General features: G+C 62.9%; 13 protein-coding genes. 6 read left to right on the top strand and 7 right to left on the bottom strand.

The annotated features are described in order from the left end of the window. The first annotated feature begins 2 nt into the window (after positions 1–2). Positions 3–380 carry an endonuclease domain-containing protein gene (locus SFY93_RS01355; RefSeq protein WP_320445787.1) on the top strand — a complete coding sequence of 126 codons (378 nt, stop codon included), beginning with the start codon at positions 3–5 and terminating at the stop codon, positions 378–380. A gap of 191 nt (positions 381–571) precedes the next feature. Here SFY93_RS01355 and secA read toward each other — a convergent pair whose 3' ends face one another. Continuing rightward, a complete protein-coding gene (gene secA, locus SFY93_RS01350) occupies positions 572–3,418 on the bottom strand; it encodes a preprotein translocase subunit SecA (protein WP_320445786.1) in 2,847 nt (948 codons plus the stop codon). Between the two features lie 368 nt (positions 3,419–3,786). Here secA and SFY93_RS01345 point away from each other — a divergent pair, with 368 nt between their 5' ends. After that, the gene (locus tag SFY93_RS01345; protein ID WP_089267776.1) at positions 3,787–4,725 is read left to right on the top strand and encodes a peptidylprolyl isomerase; all 939 of its coding nucleotides are present in this window, start codon (positions 3,787–3,789) and stop codon (positions 4,723–4,725) included. A 148-nt stretch (positions 4,726–4,873) separates the two neighbouring features. Here the strand turns inward: SFY93_RS01345 and SFY93_RS01340 are convergent, their stop codons facing one another. Next, on the bottom strand, positions 4,874–5,680 hold the full coding sequence (locus tag SFY93_RS01340) for an SDR family NAD(P)-dependent oxidoreductase (protein WP_309942307.1): 807 nt from the start codon (positions 5,678–5,680) through the stop codon (positions 4,874–4,876). Positions 5,681–5,802: 122 nt separating this feature from the next. Between SFY93_RS01340 and SFY93_RS01335 the strand changes: the two genes are divergently transcribed. Beyond that, positions 5,803–6,750, top strand: a complete 948-nt coding sequence (locus tag SFY93_RS01335) for a GlxA family transcriptional regulator (protein ID WP_320445785.1) — start codon at positions 5,803–5,805, stop codon at positions 6,748–6,750. A gap of 12 nt (positions 6,751–6,762) precedes the next feature. On the opposite strand, the gene SFY93_RS01330 is transcribed toward SFY93_RS01335, so the two are convergent. Beyond that, a complete protein-coding gene (locus tag SFY93_RS01330; RefSeq protein ID WP_093757526.1) occupies positions 6,763–7,725 on the bottom strand; it encodes an acetyl-CoA carboxylase carboxyltransferase subunit alpha in 963 nt (320 codons plus the stop codon). 138 nt (positions 7,726–7,863) lie between these two features. Then, a complete protein-coding gene (locus SFY93_RS01325) occupies positions 7,864–8,514 on the bottom strand; it encodes a DedA family protein (protein WP_320445784.1) in 651 nt (216 codons plus the stop codon). A 297-nt stretch (positions 8,515–8,811) separates the two neighbouring features. Between SFY93_RS01325 and cobS the strand changes: the two genes are divergently transcribed. The 3 genes from cobS (at position 8,812) to SFY93_RS01310 (ending at position 12,922) form a co-directional block, all read left to right on the top strand. Next, positions 8,812–9,819, top strand: coding sequence for a cobaltochelatase subunit CobS (gene cobS, locus SFY93_RS01320; RefSeq protein WP_068729504.1), 1,008 nt, complete (start codon positions 8,812–8,814; stop codon positions 9,817–9,819). A gap of 97 nt (positions 9,820–9,916) precedes the next feature. Continuing rightward, entirely contained in the window at positions 9,917–11,818 is a 1,902-nt protein-coding gene (gene cobT / locus SFY93_RS01315) for a cobaltochelatase subunit CobT (RefSeq protein ID WP_231078892.1), read from the top strand. A gap of 51 nt (positions 11,819–11,869) precedes the next feature. Next, entirely contained in the window at positions 11,870–12,922 is a 1,053-nt protein-coding gene (locus SFY93_RS01310) for an esterase-like activity of phytase family protein (RefSeq protein ID WP_320445783.1), read from the top strand. A 4-nt stretch (positions 12,923–12,926) separates the two neighbouring features. On the opposite strand, the gene SFY93_RS01305 is transcribed toward SFY93_RS01310, so the two are convergent. The 3 genes from SFY93_RS01305 to SFY93_RS01295 form a co-directional block, all read right to left on the bottom strand. Further along, a complete protein-coding gene (locus SFY93_RS01305; protein WP_320445782.1) occupies positions 12,927–15,656 on the bottom strand; it encodes a bifunctional diguanylate cyclase/phosphodiesterase in 2,730 nt (909 codons plus the stop codon). A gap of 124 nt (positions 15,657–15,780) precedes the next feature. Further along, on the bottom strand, positions 15,781–17,271 hold the full coding sequence (locus SFY93_RS01300; RefSeq protein WP_320445781.1) for a diguanylate cyclase: 1,491 nt from the start codon (positions 17,269–17,271) through the stop codon (positions 15,781–15,783). Positions 17,272–17,511: 240 nt separating this feature from the next. Beyond that, positions 17,512–18,261: an SDR family NAD(P)-dependent oxidoreductase gene (locus SFY93_RS01295; RefSeq protein WP_320445780.1), complete on the bottom strand. Its 750-nt coding sequence runs from the start codon at positions 18,259–18,261 to the stop codon at positions 17,512–17,514. Positions 18,262–18,361: the final 100 nt, after the last annotated feature.

Raw genomic sequence — 18,361 nt, 5'->3', positions numbered from 1 at the left:
CGATGGAAGATCGTCAAAGATACTTCGCGCGCAAATTACGGGCTGAGCCCACCAATGCCGAGCGTGTTCTATGGCCGCGGCTTCGCCATGACATCGCGCTCGCAGGTTCGCATTTCAGGCGTCAGGCGCCGATTGGCTCATTCATCGTCGATTTCGCGAGCCGAAAGGCGAAGCTCGTGATCGAGCTGGATGGTGGCCAGCACGACTGGCAGCGGGAGGCTGATGTGAAGCGCACGGCGTATATCGAGAGGCGCGGCTACCGCGTGTTGCGGTTCTGGAATCACGACGTTTTGGAGAATATCGACGGAGTGCTTCAGGCCATTCAGAGCGTGGTGACCCCCATCCCCGACCCTTCCCCGCAAGGGGGAAGGGAGCACTAATAGCGTCGCCAACTTACTGCGAATTTGAGCAGTGCAGAGCGCGGGACATCTCAAAGACTGTGGTGATCGCTTTCGCCTGAGCCGAACGCTGTGACTCCCTTCCCCCTTGCGGGGAAGGGTCGGGGATGGGGGTGCCGCAGGCGATGAACTATCCGTTCAAACCAACAGCAGCCCCGCTCGCCCAACTCGGCTTACGCATACCGCCCGTGGCAGTGCTTGAACTTCTTGCCGGAGCCGCACGGACAGTCCTCGTTGCGGCCGACCTTGCCCCAGGTGTCCTGGTTGTTCGGATCGCGGGCGACGGCGGGCTGTTGCTGGCCCATCGGTGCCAGCGCTGCATTGGCGAAGGCCATTTCGTCTTCGCCGGTGTTGTAGTCGAGCTTGTGGGCTTCCATGACAGGCAGTTCGGGCTGCACGTCCGGCGGCACGATTTCGACGCGCATCAATTGCGCGGTGACGGCTTCGCGCAGATTGGAAATCATGGCCTCGAACAGGTTGAAGGCTTCCGCCTTGTATTCCTGCAGCGGATCGCGCTGGCCGTAGCCGCGCAGGCCGATGACCTGACGCAGGTGATCCAGCATCACCAGATGCTCGCGCCACAGATGATCCAGCGTCTGCAACAGGATCGTCTTCTCGACGTAACGCATCACGTCGGGGCCCCACTGGGCGACCTTCGCGGCCATGTGCTCGTCGGCCTTCTGCTCGATACGGTTGAGCAGCTCCTCGTCGGCGATGCCTTCTTCCTTGGCCCATTCGTCCACCGGAAGATCGAGGTCGAGCACGCGCTTGAGCTCTTCCTTCAGGCCGGCCACATCCCACTGCTCGGCATACTGGTTTTCCGGCACGTGCTTGGTGACGAGGTCCTCGACGAAGGCGCGGCGCATATCGTTGACGGTCTCGGCGACGCTATCGTTCTGCATCAGGTCGACGCGCTGCTCGAAGATCACCTTGCGCTGGTCGTTCTGCACGTCGTCATATTTCAGCAGGTTCTTGCGGATGTCGAAGTTGCGCGCCTCGACCTTCTGCTGGGCTTTCTCGAGCGCCTTGTTGATCCACGGATGGATGATCGCTTCGCCTTCCTTCAGGCCGAGCCGCGTCAGCATCGTATCCAGACGATCCGAGCCGAAGATGCGCATCAGGTCGTCTTCCAGCGACAGGAAGAACTTGGACCGGCCAGGGTCGCCCTGACGGCCGGAGCGGCCGCGGAGCTGGTTGTCGATGCGGCGTGACTCATGGCGCTCGGAGCCCATGATGTAGAGGCCGCCGGGCTTCTCGACGGTCTTGGCCGGCTTGCTGCCCTTGGCGGGCTCGATCTCGACCACTTCCTTGGCGTTCAGCACGATTTCGCGGAAGCGCTCGATCTCGGCCTTGATCTCGGCGATCTTGGCAACCTTCTCGGCTTCGTCGGCGATATCGGCCGTTTCGATCTGCGCGCGCATCTCGACCGAGCCGCCGAGTTTGATGTCGGTACCGCGGCCGGCCATGTTGGTGGCGATGGTGATGGCGCCGGGGACGCCGGCTTCGGCGACGATATAGGCCTCTTGCTCGTGGAAGCGCGCATTCAGCACCGCGAACAGTTTCGCCGGCTTGCCGGAACGCGCGGCCGCATAGAGCTTGTCCATCGCCTTCGGCTTGGTGAAGTCGATCAGCTTGTAGCCGTTCTTGAGCAGATACTCGCCAAGCACTTCCGATTTTTCGATCGACGCGGTGCCGACCAGCACCGGCTGCATCCGCGCATTGGCGCGCTCGATCTCGGCGAGGATGGCGGCGTGCTTCTCGTCCTGGGTGCGATAGACCTCATCGTCCTCGTCCATGCGGCCGATGCCGACGTTGGTGGGCACTTCGACGACTTCGAGCTTGTAGATGTCGAACAGCTCATCCGCTTCGGTCAGAGCCGTACCGGTCATGCCGGCCAGTTTCTTGTACATGCGGAAGTAGTTCTGGAACGTGATCGAGGCCAGCGTCTGGTTTTCCGGCTGGACCGTCACATGTTCCTTGGCTTCCAGCGCCTGGTGCAGGCCTTCCGAATAGCGGCGGCCCTGCATCATGCGGCCGGTGAACTCGTCGATGATGATCACTTCGTCGTCGCGGACGATGTAGTCCTTGTCGCGGTTGAACAGTGAGTGGGCGCGCAGCGCCTGATTGATGTGATGCACGACGGAGACGTTCTCGACGTCATACAGCGTCTCGCCCTTGAGCTGGCCGGCATCGCGCAGCAGGGTTTCGATCTTCTCCATGCCGGCTTCGGTCAGCGTCACGGTGCGCTGCTTCTCGTCGACTTCGAAGTCGATGACCTTTTCAAGCTTCGGCAGGAAGGTGTCGATGGTGTTGTAGAATTCCGAGCGGTCGTCGAGCGGGCCGGAGATGATCAGCGGCGTACGCGCTTCGTCGATCAGGATCGAGTCGACTTCGTCGACGATGGCATAGAAGTGCTTGCGCTGGACCATGTCCTCCAGCCGGTACTTCATGTTGTCGCGCAGATAGTCGAAGCCGTATTCGTTGTTGGTGCCGTAGGTGATGTCGCAGGCATAGGCCGCCTGGCGCTCGGCATCGTCGAGGCCGTGAACGATCACGCCGGTGGTGAGGCCCAGGAAGCTGTAGATCTGGCCCATCCAGCCGCTGTCGCGCTTGGCCAGATAGTCGTTGACGGTCACGACATGCACGCCCTGGCCGGCGAGGGCGTTCAGATAGACGGCGAGGGTGGCGACCAGCGTCTTGCCTTCGCCGGTCTTCATCTCGGCGATGTCGCCCTCATGCAGCACCATACCGCCGATCAGCTGCACGTCGAAGTGACGCTGGCCGAGGGTGCGCTTGGCGGCTTCGCGGACGGTGGCGAAAGCGGGAACGAGGAGATCGTCGAGAGTCTTGCCGGCTTCGAGTTGTGCCTTGAACTCGGCGGTGCGCGCTTTGAGCGCATCGTCCGACAGCGCTGCGACCTCAGGTTCCAGCGCGTTGATCGCGGCAACACGCGATTGATATCCCTTGACGCGGCGGTCGTTGGCAGAGCCGAAGAACTTGCGGGCGAGCGCGCCGATCATCACGAAATCCTGTCTTTAGCAATGCGGCCCGAAGGCCGTGGAATGGTGCAGCGGTCGCCCAGCCTCGTCATATCCAAAGTCTGTGGCGGATTGCTGTCTGGACCCCGGTGCGGAGCGCCAAAAAAGCAAGACCCCGGGAGATGAGTGGGAGCAGGGCAATCAGGGGTTCAATGACCACGGCGCGGCCGAAATCGCGCCTTCGCCACCGGCCCGGTCGGGGAGAGATATGGCCCGTATGGGGGGTTGTCAACGGCGCGAACCTCTCAAGGATTTCATCATTTTGACAGAGTTTTCGCGTTGCCAAGACGGTACGTTTGGGAGAGTGTCCGCCGTCCCCAACAGGCTCTTATCCGAGATAAGGATTTTCCATGACCTTCGTATCGCTCGCCCTGACGCCGGGCCTGCGCCCGGGCCGCACCCTGGCTGCCCTGACCGGCGCCGTTGCGGTGGCCTTTCTCACCAGTTTCCCGGTTTACGCGCAGGATGCCAATCCGGTCCTCGCCAAGGTCAACGGCCAGGAAATCCGCCAGAGCGACGTCACCATTGCCGAGGAAGAGCTCGGCCCGAGCCTCGCCCAAATGGATCCCGCGACCCGGAAGGACAATGTGCTGTCGTTCCTGATCGACATGAAGATCGTCGCCAAGGCGGCCGAGGACAAGAAGATCGCCGATCGTGAGGATTTCAAGTCCAAGCTGGCCTTCGCCCGTAACCGTCTGCTCATGGACAACCTGTTGGCCGTCGAGGGCAAGGAAGCCCTGACCGACGACAACATGAAGAAGGTCTATGAGGACGCGGCCAAGCAGATCACCGGCGAAGCCGAAGTCCATGCCCGCCACATCCTGGTGGAGAGTGAGGCCGAGGCCAAGACGGTCGCCGACGAGCTGAAGAAGGGCGCCGATTTCGCCGAACTCGCCAAGAAGAAGTCGAAGGATCCGGGCGCGGCCGATGGCGGCGATCTGGGTTTCTTCACCAAGGATCAGATGGTGCCGGAATTCTCCGCCGTTGCCTTCGCGCTGGAGCCGGGCAAGATCTCGGACCCCGTGAAGTCGCAGTTCGGCTGGCACATCATCAAGGTTGAGGAAAAGCGCAACCGCAAGGCGCCGGAATTCGACCAGGTGAAGCCGCAGATCGAACAGTATGTCGTGCGCAAGGCGCAGGCTGACTACGTCACCAAGCTGCGTGAAGGTGCGAAGGTTGAGCGTATCGATCAGGCCGCCGCAACGCCTGCTCCGGCGGCACCCGCCGCGCCTGCTGCCAAGGACGCGCCGAAGCCGGCCGACAGCAAGATGGCTCCGGCGAAGAAGTAATTCTGGACTCGAAAAGCCCGCCCTCTGTCGAGAGGGCGGGCTTTTTGCTGCCTGTAACACATACGCTGTCATGGCCGGGACAAGCCCGGGCATGACGGAGTTTTAGTTGCCGGGCTCGGCAGATAATCCCCGGCCGAGCCGACAACGTCTATGCCGGCACGGTCACCCGATAGCGCGGCGCTGGCGTCGCATGACCGAATTTGGTCGAGAGGGCGCGGCGATCTGCTTCGAAGCGGGTCCAGTTCGCGCCGTCCTGCAGGCCCGGAATGGTGACGCGTTCACCCTGGTCGAGGCCAGCCAATGCAGCATCGACCATGTCGTCGGCGCGCATCACGATGGCCTGATCCATATTCTGGTGCGGGAAGCCCGCGATGTCCCAGAACTCCGTGGCCGTTGCACCCGGCAACACTGCCTGCACGCGGATGCCCTTGTCGGCCAGTTCATGCACCAGCGAATGGCTGAAACTGAGCACATAGGCCTTGCTGGCTCCGTAGACGCCATTGAGCATCTCCGCGGCAATGCCGACGATCGACGAGATGTTGATGATCGTGCCTTTGTTGCGCGCGACGAAGCCGGGCACGGCGGCATAGGTCAGCCGTGTCAGCGCGGTGATGTTCAGCGTGATCATGTCTTCCATTTTGTCGACATCGGCATTGAGCAACGGTGCCACCGCGCCGACTCCGGCATTGTTGACCAGCATCGTAATGCTCGCATCGTCGCGCAGCGCGGCTTCGACCTTTGCCAGATCAGCCTTGTTGCCGAGATCGGCGGCCAGCGTGCGGACCGATCGTCCGGTCTCGCTGGTCAGTCGCTTGGCGAGGGCCGCCAGGCGGTCCTGGTTCCGCGCCACCAGAATGAGATCGTAGCCGCGCTTGGCCAGCCGGTCCGCATAAACGGCGCCAATGCCCGTCGAGGCGCCCGTAATCAGTGCCGTGCCCTGATGTGAATTCGTCATTGTCGTTCTCCTGAATGCTCTCGGCCGTAGCGGCCGTGTCAGGAAACCTAGTCTTGCGCGGAAGTGTCTTAAATGTCATATAAACGGCGTTTTAGGACGCCTTGTCCTGGGGGAGCGAACACATGCAGCGCATCGGCCTTGTTGTTTCCCCGGGGTGCTCGCCCATCAGCCTTGCGGCGATGTCGGTCTTTGAACTGGCCAATATGCTGACCGATCCGCCCACCTACGATCTGCATGTGTTGTCGGAGCGGGGCAGTCAGGTCGGCACCTCGCTGGGCATGAGTTTGACCACCGAACCGTTCAATGCGGTTGATGCCTATGATACGCTGATCATTGCCGGCGGTCTGACGGTCGAATCTGCGACGCCCGGCCTGATCGATTTCGTGCGACAGGCGCCCAAACATGCGCGGCGTGTTGCGTCCATCTGTATCGGCGCCTTCGTGCTCGCCGAAGCCGGCATTCTCGATCAACGGCGCGCGACCACGCACTGGTTCTATGCGCGCGACATGCAGAAGCAATTTCCGAAAGTGAGGGTCGATGAAGACCGCATCTTCGTGAATGACGGTCCGGTCTGGACCTCGGCCGGCATGACCGCGGGCATCGATCTCGCACTGGCGATGGTCGAGGCTGATCTCGGCGAGGACGTCGCACGCAACATCGCGAAAAAGATGGTCGTGTATCACCGCCGTGCCGGCGGTCAGTCGCAGTTTTCCGCGCTGCTGGAATTGGCGCCGAAGTCGGACCGTATCCAGAAGGCGCTCGCTTTCGCGCGCGACAATCTGCAAAAGCCACTGACGGTGAATGATCTCGCCGATGCTGCGAGCCTGAGTCCGAGGCAGTTCAGCCGCGCCTTTCACGCCGAGACAGGCCAATCGCCCGCCAAGGCCGTCGAGCATCTGCGGCTGGAGGCCGCGCGGTTGATGATGGAGCAGAGCCGGCATCCCATCGACACCGTCGCGCAGCAGACGGGGTTTGCCGATCGTGACCGCATGCGCCGCGCATTTCTGCGCGCCTATGGCCAGCCGCCGCAGGTGATCCGCCGAAATGCGCGGTCTCAGATGGACGCGTGAGAGAACGTCAGCTCAGCCGATCTTGCGGCCGATATCCAGAAACTTCTGCCGGCGCTGCTGACGAATAGTCGCCGCGTCCATGCCGCGCATGTCGTTGAAGGCCTGGGCGATGGCGTCGCCGGTGATAGCAATCATGGCGGCGGGGTCGCGGTGGGCGCCCCCCGGCGGCTCTTTCAGGATGGAATCGATCACACCGAAGCGCAGCAAATCCTGCGCCGTGATCTTCATATTGGTCGCGGCTTCCTGCGCCTTGGATGAGTCGCGCCACAGGATCGACGATGCCGCTTCCGGCGAGATCACGCTGTAGATGGCGTGTTCCAGCATCAGCACCTTGTTGGCGGTGGCAATGGCGATGGCGCCGCCCGAGCCGCCTTCGCCGATGATCACAGCGACATTGGCAACGCCAAGGCCGAGGCAGGCATCGGTGGAACGTGCGATGGCTTCAGCCTGGCCGCGCTCTTCGGCGCCGATGCCGGGATAGGCGCCGGCGGTGTCGACCAGCGACAGCACGGGAATGTTGAAACGGTCGGCCATCTCCATCAGGCGAACGGCCTTGCGGTAGCCTTCGGGGCGGGCCATGCCGAAATTATGCTTGAGGCGGCTCTCGGTGGTGTTTCCCTTTTCCTGGCCGAGCACGCAGACGCTCTCGCCGCGGAAACGGCCGAAGCCGGCCACCAGCGCTTCATCTTCGCCGAATTTCCGGTCGCCGGCGAGCGGCGTGAATTCGGTGATCAGCGCTTCCACGTAATTCATGCAATGCGGGCGCTGCGGATGCCGCGCGACCTGGGTCTTTTGCCACGGCGTCAGGTTCGCATAGAGCTCGTGCAGCGCGGCGACGGCCTTGTCCTCGATGCGCACGATCTCTTCGCCGATGTCGCTGCCGCTGGCGGCCAGCGTGCGCAATTCATCGATCTTGGAATCCAGCTCGGCGACGGGCTTTTCAAAGTCGAGATAGCTGCGCATGGGTTCGGACATTCACTGGATATGGGAAGGACGGACGGCGGGCGAAACTGCCGGTGCAGGCTTTTCAAGTCAATCGGGGCTGCAAGTCAAGCCGCGAAGGTGTCATTTACTTTGAAAAATCAAAGAGATATTTCAACGTTCAAGCGCCTTTTATGACGTTTCCATTGCTGTGTTGCGCTTGCGGCGATGCCACCACCAGATGGTGGCGCCGGCCAGCACGGCCGCCACGATCACGGCCTGAATCCAGTAGTGTTTGGCTTGGCCTTCGAGGCCGGCAATGCCGCCATAGCGGTCCAGCACCGACACTGCGAGCACGCCGGGTAACACGTGCGCCGGCGCCCAGAGCAATGCTGCGGAGATGTTTACGGCATAGAATTTCGTCGGTGCGGTCCCCAATGCTCCGGCCGTGACCGGCACGAAAGCGCGGATGGGCGGAACGAAGCGGCCGAGGAACACGGCCAGCGTGCCGAAGCGATGGAAGAAGGCCTCGCTCTGCGCCACCACGCCTGGGTAATTCGATAGCGGCCACGCGTCGAGCAGTTGCCGTTGCCGGACATGCCCGATCCAGAATGCGATCCCGTCGCCGAGCACTGCGCCCGCCACGGCGGCCACCAGCACCGCCACCAGATCGAGGTCGCCTGCCGGGATCAGGGCGCTCAGCGCCAGAATGACCGTGGTGCCTGGGATGAATGTTCCGAGCACCGGCACGGCTTCCAGCAAGGCAGCGAGGAAAATAGTGAGGTAGCCCAGCCAGGCATGCGCGGCGACAAAATGGGTCAGGGAATCGATGAAGGACGTCACGAAATTCCGATCCAGCGCGGGGTGCCTCAGCCAACTGACCGCATATATGATTGAAATGGCCGGCCGCGCCGTTCGATTCCCAAATACCGCTGCAAATTGATCGACCCGGAGCATCGGCTGATTCGCAGGGCAGACTTCCAAAAATTGCCGTTAGAACCTATCTCGATGATAACATTCGGGAACTTTGATGAAGAGCTGGGCTTTGTCCAGCCGCGGCTCTCTGATACGTTCCACAAAGCACCCCATCCGCAGCCATTACTAGACTGGTTTCGGGATATCCGGGACCACGGAGGATTGATGACCGCCGCCTCGACCAAACTGCAAGAAAAGACCGACGCGTTGATTGGCATTCCCGACAAGATGGTGTCGGTGCGCAAGTTGTTCGGCATCGATTCCGACCTCGAAGTGCCTGCCTTCTCCGAATCCGATCCGCATGTGCCGGACACCGATCCCGATTACCGGTTCGATCGCGCCACCACGCTTGCCATTCTCGCCGGCTTCTCGCGCAACCGCCGCGTGATGGTCACGGGCTTCCACGGCACCGGCAAATCGACCCATATCGAGCAGGTCGCTGCCCGCCTCAACTGGCCGTGTGTGCGCGTCAATCTCGACAGCCACATCAGCCGTATCGACCTCGTCGGCAAGGACTCCATCGTGGTCCGCGACGGCAAGCAGGTCACCGAATTCCGTGACGGCATTCTGCCCTGGGCGCTGCAGCACAATGTCGCGCTGGTGTTCGACGAATACGACGCCGGCCGTCCGGACGTGATGTTCGTCATTCAGCGCGTGCTGGAAGTCTCCGGCCGCCTGACGCTGCTCGACCAGAACAAGGTGATCAAGCCGCATCCGGCGTTCCGTCTGTTTGCGACCGCGAACACCATCGGTCTCGGTGACACGTCGGGCCTCTATCACGGCACGCAGCAGATCAATCAGGGCCAGATGGATCGCTGGTCGATCGTCACCACGCTGAACTATCTGGCGCATGACGAGGAAGTCGAGATCGTGCTGGCGAAGGCCAAGCACTATCAGAACCCCGAGGGCCGCGACATCGTCAACAAGATGGTGCGCCTCGCGGATCTCACGCGTAACGCCTTCGCCAATGGCGATCTGTCGACGGTGATGAGCCCGCGTACGGTGATCACCTGGGCCGAGAATGCCGACATCTTCAACGATATCGGCTTCGCGTTCCGCGTGACCTTCCTGAACAAGTGCGACGAACTCGAGCGTCCGCTGGTCGCCGAATTCTATCAGCGCTGCTTCAATGCAGAGCTGGCGGAAAGCTCGGTGAATGTGGCGCTGAGCTAAGACGTCTTCTTCCCCTCTCTTCCAAGAGAGGGGAATGCACCTCCGCATTCAATCGGTTGCTCCCGCATGCGCGGTGACGACCCGCGCAAAGGCTGCGATGAGCACGACGACCACCAACAAATTCCGCCCCGGCTCCAAGGAAGCGCCGACCGAGCCGTTCAAGCGCGCGGTGACGTCGTGTTTGCGCGCCATCGCCAAAGCACCGGAGCTTGAAGTGACCTTCGCGGCCGAGCGGCCGGGTCTCTCACCGGGCAAAGCCCGTCTTCCTGAACCCGCGCGAAAAATGAGCAAGCGCGACGCCGCCATCGTGCGCGGCCACGCGGATTCGATCGCGCTCAAACTCGCCTGTCACGATCCCAAGGTTCATCGCAAGCTGATGCCGGGCAATCCACAGGCGCGCGGCGTGTTCGAAGCCGTCGAGCAGGCCCGCGTGGAAGCGCTCGGGTCGCGCCGCATGGCCGGCGTTGCCAAGAACCTCACGGCGATGCTCGACGATCATTTCCATCGCGGCAAGTTCGACGAAATCACCGACCGCGCCGATGCGCCGCTGGCCGATGCGTTGGCGATGCTGGTGCGCGAGCGCCTGACCGGCATGGCGCCGCCGGCCGCCGCGAAGAAGATGGTCGACCTCTGGCGGCCGGTCCTCGAAGACAAGATCAGCGATCGCCTCGACCAGCTCGATCGGTTCGCAGAGAACCAGGCCAAGTTCGGCGATGCCGTGCATGACCTGCTGTCGGCGCTGGAGCTCGGCGACGATCGCAATGCCGAGCCGGATGACGAGGAGAGCGAGGACGACGAGCGCCAGGGCGAGAACGATCAGGCCGGCGCCGAAGGCTCGCCGGAGAGCGACGCCTCCCAGGAAATGAGCGCCGATCAGGCGCAGCAGTCGTCCGACGAAATGTCTGACAGTTCGATGGAGAGCGCGCAGGCGTCTGCCTCGGATACGTTCGACGAAGACGGCGAGATGGGCGACGACGAGACGCCCGGCGAAGCCACGCGTCCGAATTCGCGCGGCGCGAACGAGCCGCGCGGTCCCGAATATCACGCCTTCGCGCCGAAATTCGACGAGGTCATCGCAGCCGAAGACCTCTGCGATCACGACGAGCTCGAACGGCTGCGCTCCTATCTCGACAAGCAGCTCGCACATCTGCAGGGCGTCGTCGCGCGCCTCGCCAACCGCCTGCAGCGCAAGCTGATGGCGCAGCAGAACCGCGCCTGGGACTTCGACCTCGAAGAAGGCATCCTCGATCCCGCGCGCCTGTCGCGCGTGGTGACCGACCCGCATCATCCGCTGTCCTTCATGCATGAGAAGGAAGCGACCTTCCGTGATACGGTGGTGACGCTGCTGCTGGACAATTCCGGTTCGATGCGCGGGCGCCCAATCACCGTGGCTGCGACCTGCGCCGATATTCTCGCGCGCACGCTGGAGCGCTGCGGCGTCAAGGTCGAGATTCTCGGCTTCACGACGCGCGCCTGGAAGGGCGGGCAGTCGCGTGAGGCGTGGCTCGGCGCCGGCAAGCCGGCCAATCCCGGCCGCCTCAACGATCTCCGTCACATCATCTACAAGTCGGCGGACGCGCCGTGGCGCCGCGCGCGCAAAAATCTCGGCCTGATGATGCGCGAAGGTCTGCTCAAGGAGAATATCGACGGCGAGGCGCTCGACTGGGCGCACAAGCGACTGCTCGGCCGTCCCGAGCAGCGCAAGATCCTGATGATGATCTCGGACGGCGCGCCGGTGGACGACAGCACGTTGTCGGTCAATCCCGGCAACTATCTGGAACGCCACCTGCGCCACATCATCGAAGAGATCGAGACCCGCTCGCCGGTCGAACTGATCGCCATCGGCATCGGCCATGACGTGACGCGCTACTATCGCCGTGCCGTGACCATCGTCGACGCCGAAGAACTCGGCGGCGCCATTACCGAGAAGCTGGCGGAATTGTTCAGCGAAACGGCAGGGCCGGCACCGACCCATGGTCGGCGACGCAAGACGCATTAGGCTTTACAGGATGGGTTTTGCTTTGCTCTACCCATCCTCCAGGGCCATCGTTTGACCGCTCATCTCACCCGTCGTCATTTTCTTGCAGTCGCGGCTTCAGCAGCCGCGCTGCCATCGCTTGCCCGTGCGCAGCCCGTGCTGGCGCCGGCAACGCCATCGGCCCGTGCGCCGGTGTCGATCGAGATCGAAGCGCGGCCGATCCCGGCTTTCGATACGCGCGATCGCGCGCATACACGGTTCGGGTCGCTGCAATATCGCAGCGGACTAGTCCTGACGTCGCGCTACAAGGACTTCGGCGGCATCTCCGGTCTTCGCCTAGATGACAAGGGTGAGGGTTTCATCGCCATCAGCGACAAGGGCAACTGGTTCACCGGCAAGATCGCCTATAGCAGCGATGCCATGGTCGGCATTATCGATGTCGAGGCGGCGCCGATGCTGGGCGCCGACGGCAGGCCGATCACCGCGCGCGGCTGGTACGATACCGAGTCGATCGCGGTGGACGGACCGACGGTCTATATCGGCCTCGAACGCGTGCATCAGATCCTGAAATTCGACTTCGGCCGCGATGGCGTGCGCGCCCGGGGCGAACCGATCCCGCAGCCGCCGGGCATGCGCAAGCTGCCCAGCAATGGCAGTCTCGAAGCGCTGGTGATGGTGCGCAGGGACAGGTTCAAGACCTCGCCGCTGGCAGGCATGCTGCTTGCGATCTCGGAGCGCGGGCTAGACAGCGCCGGCAATATTGCGGCCTGGATCATCGGCGGGAAGGCGCCGGCGAACTTCTCGGTCCGCCGCACCAAAAATTACGACATCAGCGATGCGGCGCTGCTGCCATCCGGCGATCTGCTGCTGCTCGAACGCAAGTTCTCGCTGTTCGGCGACACCGGCGTCCGCATCCGCCGGATTCCCCTCGCATCGATCGTGCCGGACGCCGTCATCGACGGTCCCACCATCTTCGATGCGGATCTCGGCTACGAGATCGACAATTTCGAAGGGCTCGATGTGCATGTCACGCCGGAGGGCGACACGGTGCTGACGCTAATCTCGGACGACAATTTCTCGATGCTGCAGCGAACGCTGCTGATGCAGTTCACACTGCTGGAATAGGCGGTCAGGCTGCCGCCTCGGCCTTGTTGGCCTGATGCGCGATCAACAGATCCCGCAATTCTGCTGCAGGTCTCGCGGCGCTGAACAGATAGCCCTGCATCTCGGTGCAGCCGAGCGCGCGCAGCAGCTCCTTCTGCCGGGGCGTTTCGACGCCTTCGGCTGTCGTCGTCATGTTGCGCGAACTCGCGATATTGACCACGGCCTGCACGATCGAGGACGACCCCTGTGCATCGGCGATATCGGTCACGAAACAACGGTCGATCTTGATCTTGTCGAACGGGAAGCGCTGCAGATAGCTCAGGCTCGAATAGCCGGTGCCGAAATCGTCCAGCGCAATGCGCACGCCGATCTCGCGCAGCCCGTGCAGAATTTCCAGTGCGGTTTCGTCGTCGCGGATCAGCACGGCCTCGGTGATTTCGAGCTCCAGCCGCCGTGCCGGCAGACCGGAAGCGGCGAGGGCGGCGGTCACCTTCAGGGCGAGCGACGCGCAGCGGAACTGGACCGGCGAGACATTGACCGCCACCCGGACGTCGTCGGGCCAGCTGGCAGCCTCGGCGCAGGCGGTGTTCATCACCCATTCGCCGAGCTCATTGATGATGCCGATATCTTCGGCGACCGGAATGAACTCGGCCGGTGAGATCATGCCGCGTTCGGGATGACGCCAGCGCAACAAAGCCTCGCAGCCCACGATGGTGTCGTCGCGCAGCGTCAGCAGCGGTTGATAATACACTTCGAAGCCGCCTTTGGCGAAGCCGCCATCACCGGCGGCGTGACGCAGTTCAAGCTCGAGCGAGCGACGGGCCTGCACACGCGCATCCATTTCGGGTTCGAAGAAACGGAACGTGCGGCGGCCGTCGGCCTTGGCGCCATACATGGCAAGGTCGGCATTCTTGAGCAGCGTATCGAGGTCTGCGCCGTCGCGTGGCGCCAGCGCGATGCCGATCGACGCGTCGGTGAGCAGGCTGTGGCCGAGACAATCGAATGGCTGGCGGATCGCATCATAGATGCGGCCGACGAGATCTGTGATGTCGGCATGGCTCTCGACGCCGGTCTGCACGATGGCGAATTCGTCACCGCCGAGCCGCGCTACCACGTCGGAGCCGCGCACGCAGGCGCGCAGCCGCAGTGCAATGCCCTTGAGCAGTTCGTCGCCGACGGGATGGCCGAGCGAGTCGTTGATGCCCTTGAATTCGTCGATGTCGATATAGAGCACCGCGCATTGCGCGCCGCGCGCGACGCGCTTCAATTCGCGTTCGAGCTCGTTGCGGAATAGCGTGCGGTTCGGCAGGTCGGTCAGCGCATCGTAATGCGCCAGATGCGCGATCTTCTCCTCGGCATTGCGCCGCTCGGTGATGTCTTCATGGGTCGCAACCCACCCGCCATCGGCCACCGGCCGCGACGAGATCTGGATGGTGCGGCCATCGGCGGTCTGCATGATCTGGATGTGCGACCGCCCGACGTCGCGCAACACTTCCGCCACATAAGCGTCAACGCTGCCAGCGAATGAGCCCGTGTCCTTGCGATGCGCGATCACGTCACGGAACGGCCGGCCGGGTGTGATGACCTCGCGCGACAGCCCGTACATGTCGAGATAGCGCTGGTTGCACACCACCACGCGCGCCTGCGCGTCGAACAGCAGCAGGCCCTGCGTCATGTTGTTGATGGCGGTGTCGAGGCGGTTCTTCTCCAGCGTCATCTGCAACTGCGCTGCACGGTTCTGCCGCTGGATGTGACGGATCATCAGATAAAGCAGGCCTGCCAGGATCAGGGCCGACAGCGTCGCGAGGGTCACGAGAAATTTGGTCTGGTCGCGCCAGTTGGCCAGTGTGCCCTCCACCGTCGTGGTTGCGACCAGCGCGACCGGAAAGTTTTGCAGCAGTCGGATCGAGCCGAGCCGATCGATATTGTCGATGGGGCTGACGGTGCGGATGGTCGCTGGCGCGTCGCTGAAGCGCAGGTGCTGCAGCAGCGGGCCGCTATTGAAAACCTTGCCGATCGCCGAGGGCGTCTGCGGGTAGCGCGCCAGCAACGTGCCATTGCGGTGGAACATTGCGATGGTCCCGTTTTCGCCGAGCGAGACGGAGGCAAAGAATTTTTCGAATTGCTGCGGTTCGACGCTGCGCGTCACGATGCCGAAGAATTCGCCCTTGGGCCCTGTAATGCGACGTGCGAACAGCGTCTTCCACCGGCCGGTGATGCGGCTCAGGACGGGCTGCACGATCTCTTCGTCCTGAGTGAAGGTCTGCGATTTGAGTTTCTGGAAATATTCGCGGTCGGCCAGCACCAGATCCGGTCCGGGCCAGGCTCCTGTCCAGTTGACCAGACGGCCTTCGGCATCGAGAACGGTGATGTCGTTGACGAATTCATCATCCACCTTCGACTTCAGCATCATGTGGGATTCGTAGCTCGACATGCTGCTGGCAAAGCTGTGGACCGACATCACGCCGTTGGCGAGAAGATGAGCCGTGAGGCTCTTCTGGATGCGCTGCAGATCCTGGAACTGCTGATCGAAATGCCGGCTGAGCAGCAGCACGGTGTTTTCAAGTTCGCGGTTGGAATTGTCGATCGTGCGCTGGCGGAAATTGTTCACGGTCATCGCCGTGCCGGCGGCAATGGTGACGATCAGCACGGCGCCAACGAGCACGAGCCAGCGCACCGGCGCGCGGCGTGTCGTCGAGCGCCCGTCGCTATGTTCGGCGGAGCCCGGCGCTGAAGCGCGCACGTCGTTCGTCATTCGCCTCCCCAGCAGCCGCATGGATCCCTACCCCCGTGCATAGGAATACCCGGGCAAGGGTGGAAGACGCGTTAGGAAGTCAGGTGAACTGCGGGTTAATTACAACCGTACAAATGGTATCATGTTACGCAGCAAGGCTTTTCTGCCGCGGTGCGACCGGCCATGTCTGGTTGCGACCGTGCGCTTTTGCAGCATAGAGCGCACTGTCGGCATTGCTGATCAGGTCGTTCGACGTGGTCAGCGATGACGGCACGAGACACGCTGCGCCAACGCTGATCGTCGTCGTTGTCATGCCGTCGCGCTCGAGATGGCCCACCTCGATACGGATTCGTTCGCCGAGTTCGATGGCGTCGGCCAGAGAGAGGCCCGGCAGGATCAGCGCGAATTCCTCGCCGCCATAGCGCGCGGCGCAATCGCTGGCGCGTTTGGCATGCCGGGCGATGCTCCAGGCGATCCCGCACAGAACGAGGTCACCGGCCTGATGGCCGAAATTGTCGTTGAACACCTTGAAGTGGTCGGCGTCGATCATCAGCAGCGAGATCGGCGCGCGGGCGCGCTGGGCGCGCTGCCATTCCTTGTCCAGCACCACATCGAAATGGCGTCGGTTGGCAAGGCCGGTGAGGCCGTCGGTCATGGCGAGGCGCGCCATCCTGTCTTCCGTCTCGCCGCGCTTGCCCATCTCGCGCGCCAGGGTCAGCATCAGCGCGCAGGCGATCAGGCCGAGCGCGGCCATGGCGCCGCCGATCTGCAGCGCATCCTTGCGCCACTGGCCGAAGATCACGTCGGTGGACCGCCCCACCATCACGATCAGCGGATGCGAGCCTTCACGCCAGACAAATAGGCGCCTCACGCCGTCTACGGCGGAATCGCCGATATGGGAGCCGGAGAAATAGGCCAGCGCTTTCTGTACGCCCGGGACCCGACTGAGATCGCGGCCGATGATCTCCATGTCGAACGGTGCGCGCATGATCAACACGCCGTCCTGCCGGATGACGGAAATCAGGTCGTTCGGCTCGAGCTGCAGGCGATCGGAGATCTCGTGGAAATAGCTGTAGCGGATGAAGCCGGCGACGATGCCCAGAAAAGTTCCGTCGCGCGCCGCGATGCGGCGGCTCAGCACGATGCCGTAACTGCCCTGATGCAGCATCGGCTTGGAGATATAGAGGCCGAACAGCGGATCGCGCTTGTGGACCTTGAAGAATTCCTCATCCGCGAAATTCTGCGGCTTCGGATCCAGCGTCGACGAATCCAGCGTCACGTTGCCGGCGACGTCCGTGACCTGGATGGCGCCGAAGTGGCGCGCGGTGGCGGCGTGGTCGAACAGGATCAGTTGCCGCATCGGCCGCGAAATCTCGACCAGTTCCGGCGAGGTCATGTTGCTGACCACGTTGCGCAGCGAGAGGTCGTAGAGTTCCACATTGCGGGCGACATCGGCATCGATGCTGGAAGCGAGGTTGCCGAGCGTCTGGTGCGCCAGCTTCTCGTCGCCGCGCCGCATGCTGAGCAGTACGCTGCCGCAGATGACTGTGAATCCGACAACGACGATCGCCGCAGCGGCCAGCAGCCAGCGCGGGGAGATCCGGCGGGTCGTCTCGGATGTATTACGGGCCAGCATTGGCTTTCGTCGATCAAAAAGGACTGCGTTACAATCACCGACGCATAGCATCAGAACCGGTAATTCTTTGACAGCTACGCGGTGATCAACAGTTTCGTTTCGCCGTTTTGTGACGGGCGGTTAATAGGATGTGAAAGAAATCGAGACGCTTTGGTCGGCGAATGCGCAAAAAGAAATATGGGCGTGCCGCGCAGGCACGCCCATAAACGTCGGGAGGAACCTGGAAAGCGGGTTCCCGCATCACCGCATGGCGCCGGCCACCATGATGTCGCGGCCGGAACGATCAGCACTGTCGTCGCAGGTCAGCGCCACGGCGATGTCGGCGATACTGTCGGGCGCGTGGTTGCGCGCAGCGGGCAAAGCGATGAACTGCCGGTTCCGCACGCTGCCGTCGAGCACGTCGATGGCGGCGGGTTCCTCCGGGCCGAGCATGCCGGGCGCGATGGTGCTGACGCGGACATTGCGCGTGCCATAGGCGCGCGACAGCCCGCGGGTCATGGCATCGATGGCGGCGTCGGCGCCGGGGTCCGGCAGCGATGCGGGCGCTGTCGGAATGCCATCGAGCGCGGTGAGATTGACGATACTGCCGCCGGCGACGCCGAACATCCGCACCGCCTCCTGGCACAGCAGCATGGCACCGAACACTTTCAGCTCGCGCTGCCGGTGCAACTCGTCCTCGGACACCACGTCCGCCGCCTCGCTGCGCGCGAAGGCGCCGTTGTTGATGAGAATGTCGAGCCGGCCGAAGGTCGCCGCGATTTCCTCATAGAGCCGCCGCACGTCCGGCCAGCGGGCGATGTCGCCCTGCACGGCGATGGCGCGGCCGCCGCGCCACACGATTTCGGCGACCACGCGCGCCGCGCCGCGGGGATCGTCCGCGTGATGCACGATCACTGCCGCGCCTTCTGCGCCGAAGCGCCGTGCAATGCCCGCGCCGATGCCGTCCGCGGCGCCGGTCACGAGCGCAACTTTTCCTGCCAGTCTTGTCATGGCATGTCCTTAGATCTGGATGATGTCTGTCTTGATCGTTAGTCGTGTGCGTAGATTTTGAGGCGGAATCGATCCCGGCGTGATCGCGCCCCGACAACAG

Source organism: Tardiphaga sp. 42S5, assembly GCF_034044155.1.
GTDB lineage: Bacteria > Pseudomonadota > Alphaproteobacteria > Rhizobiales > Xanthobacteraceae > Tardiphaga > Tardiphaga robiniae.
The sequence above is the reverse complement of the archived record's forward strand: the minus strand, read 5'-3'. Positions and strand labels throughout refer to the sequence as shown.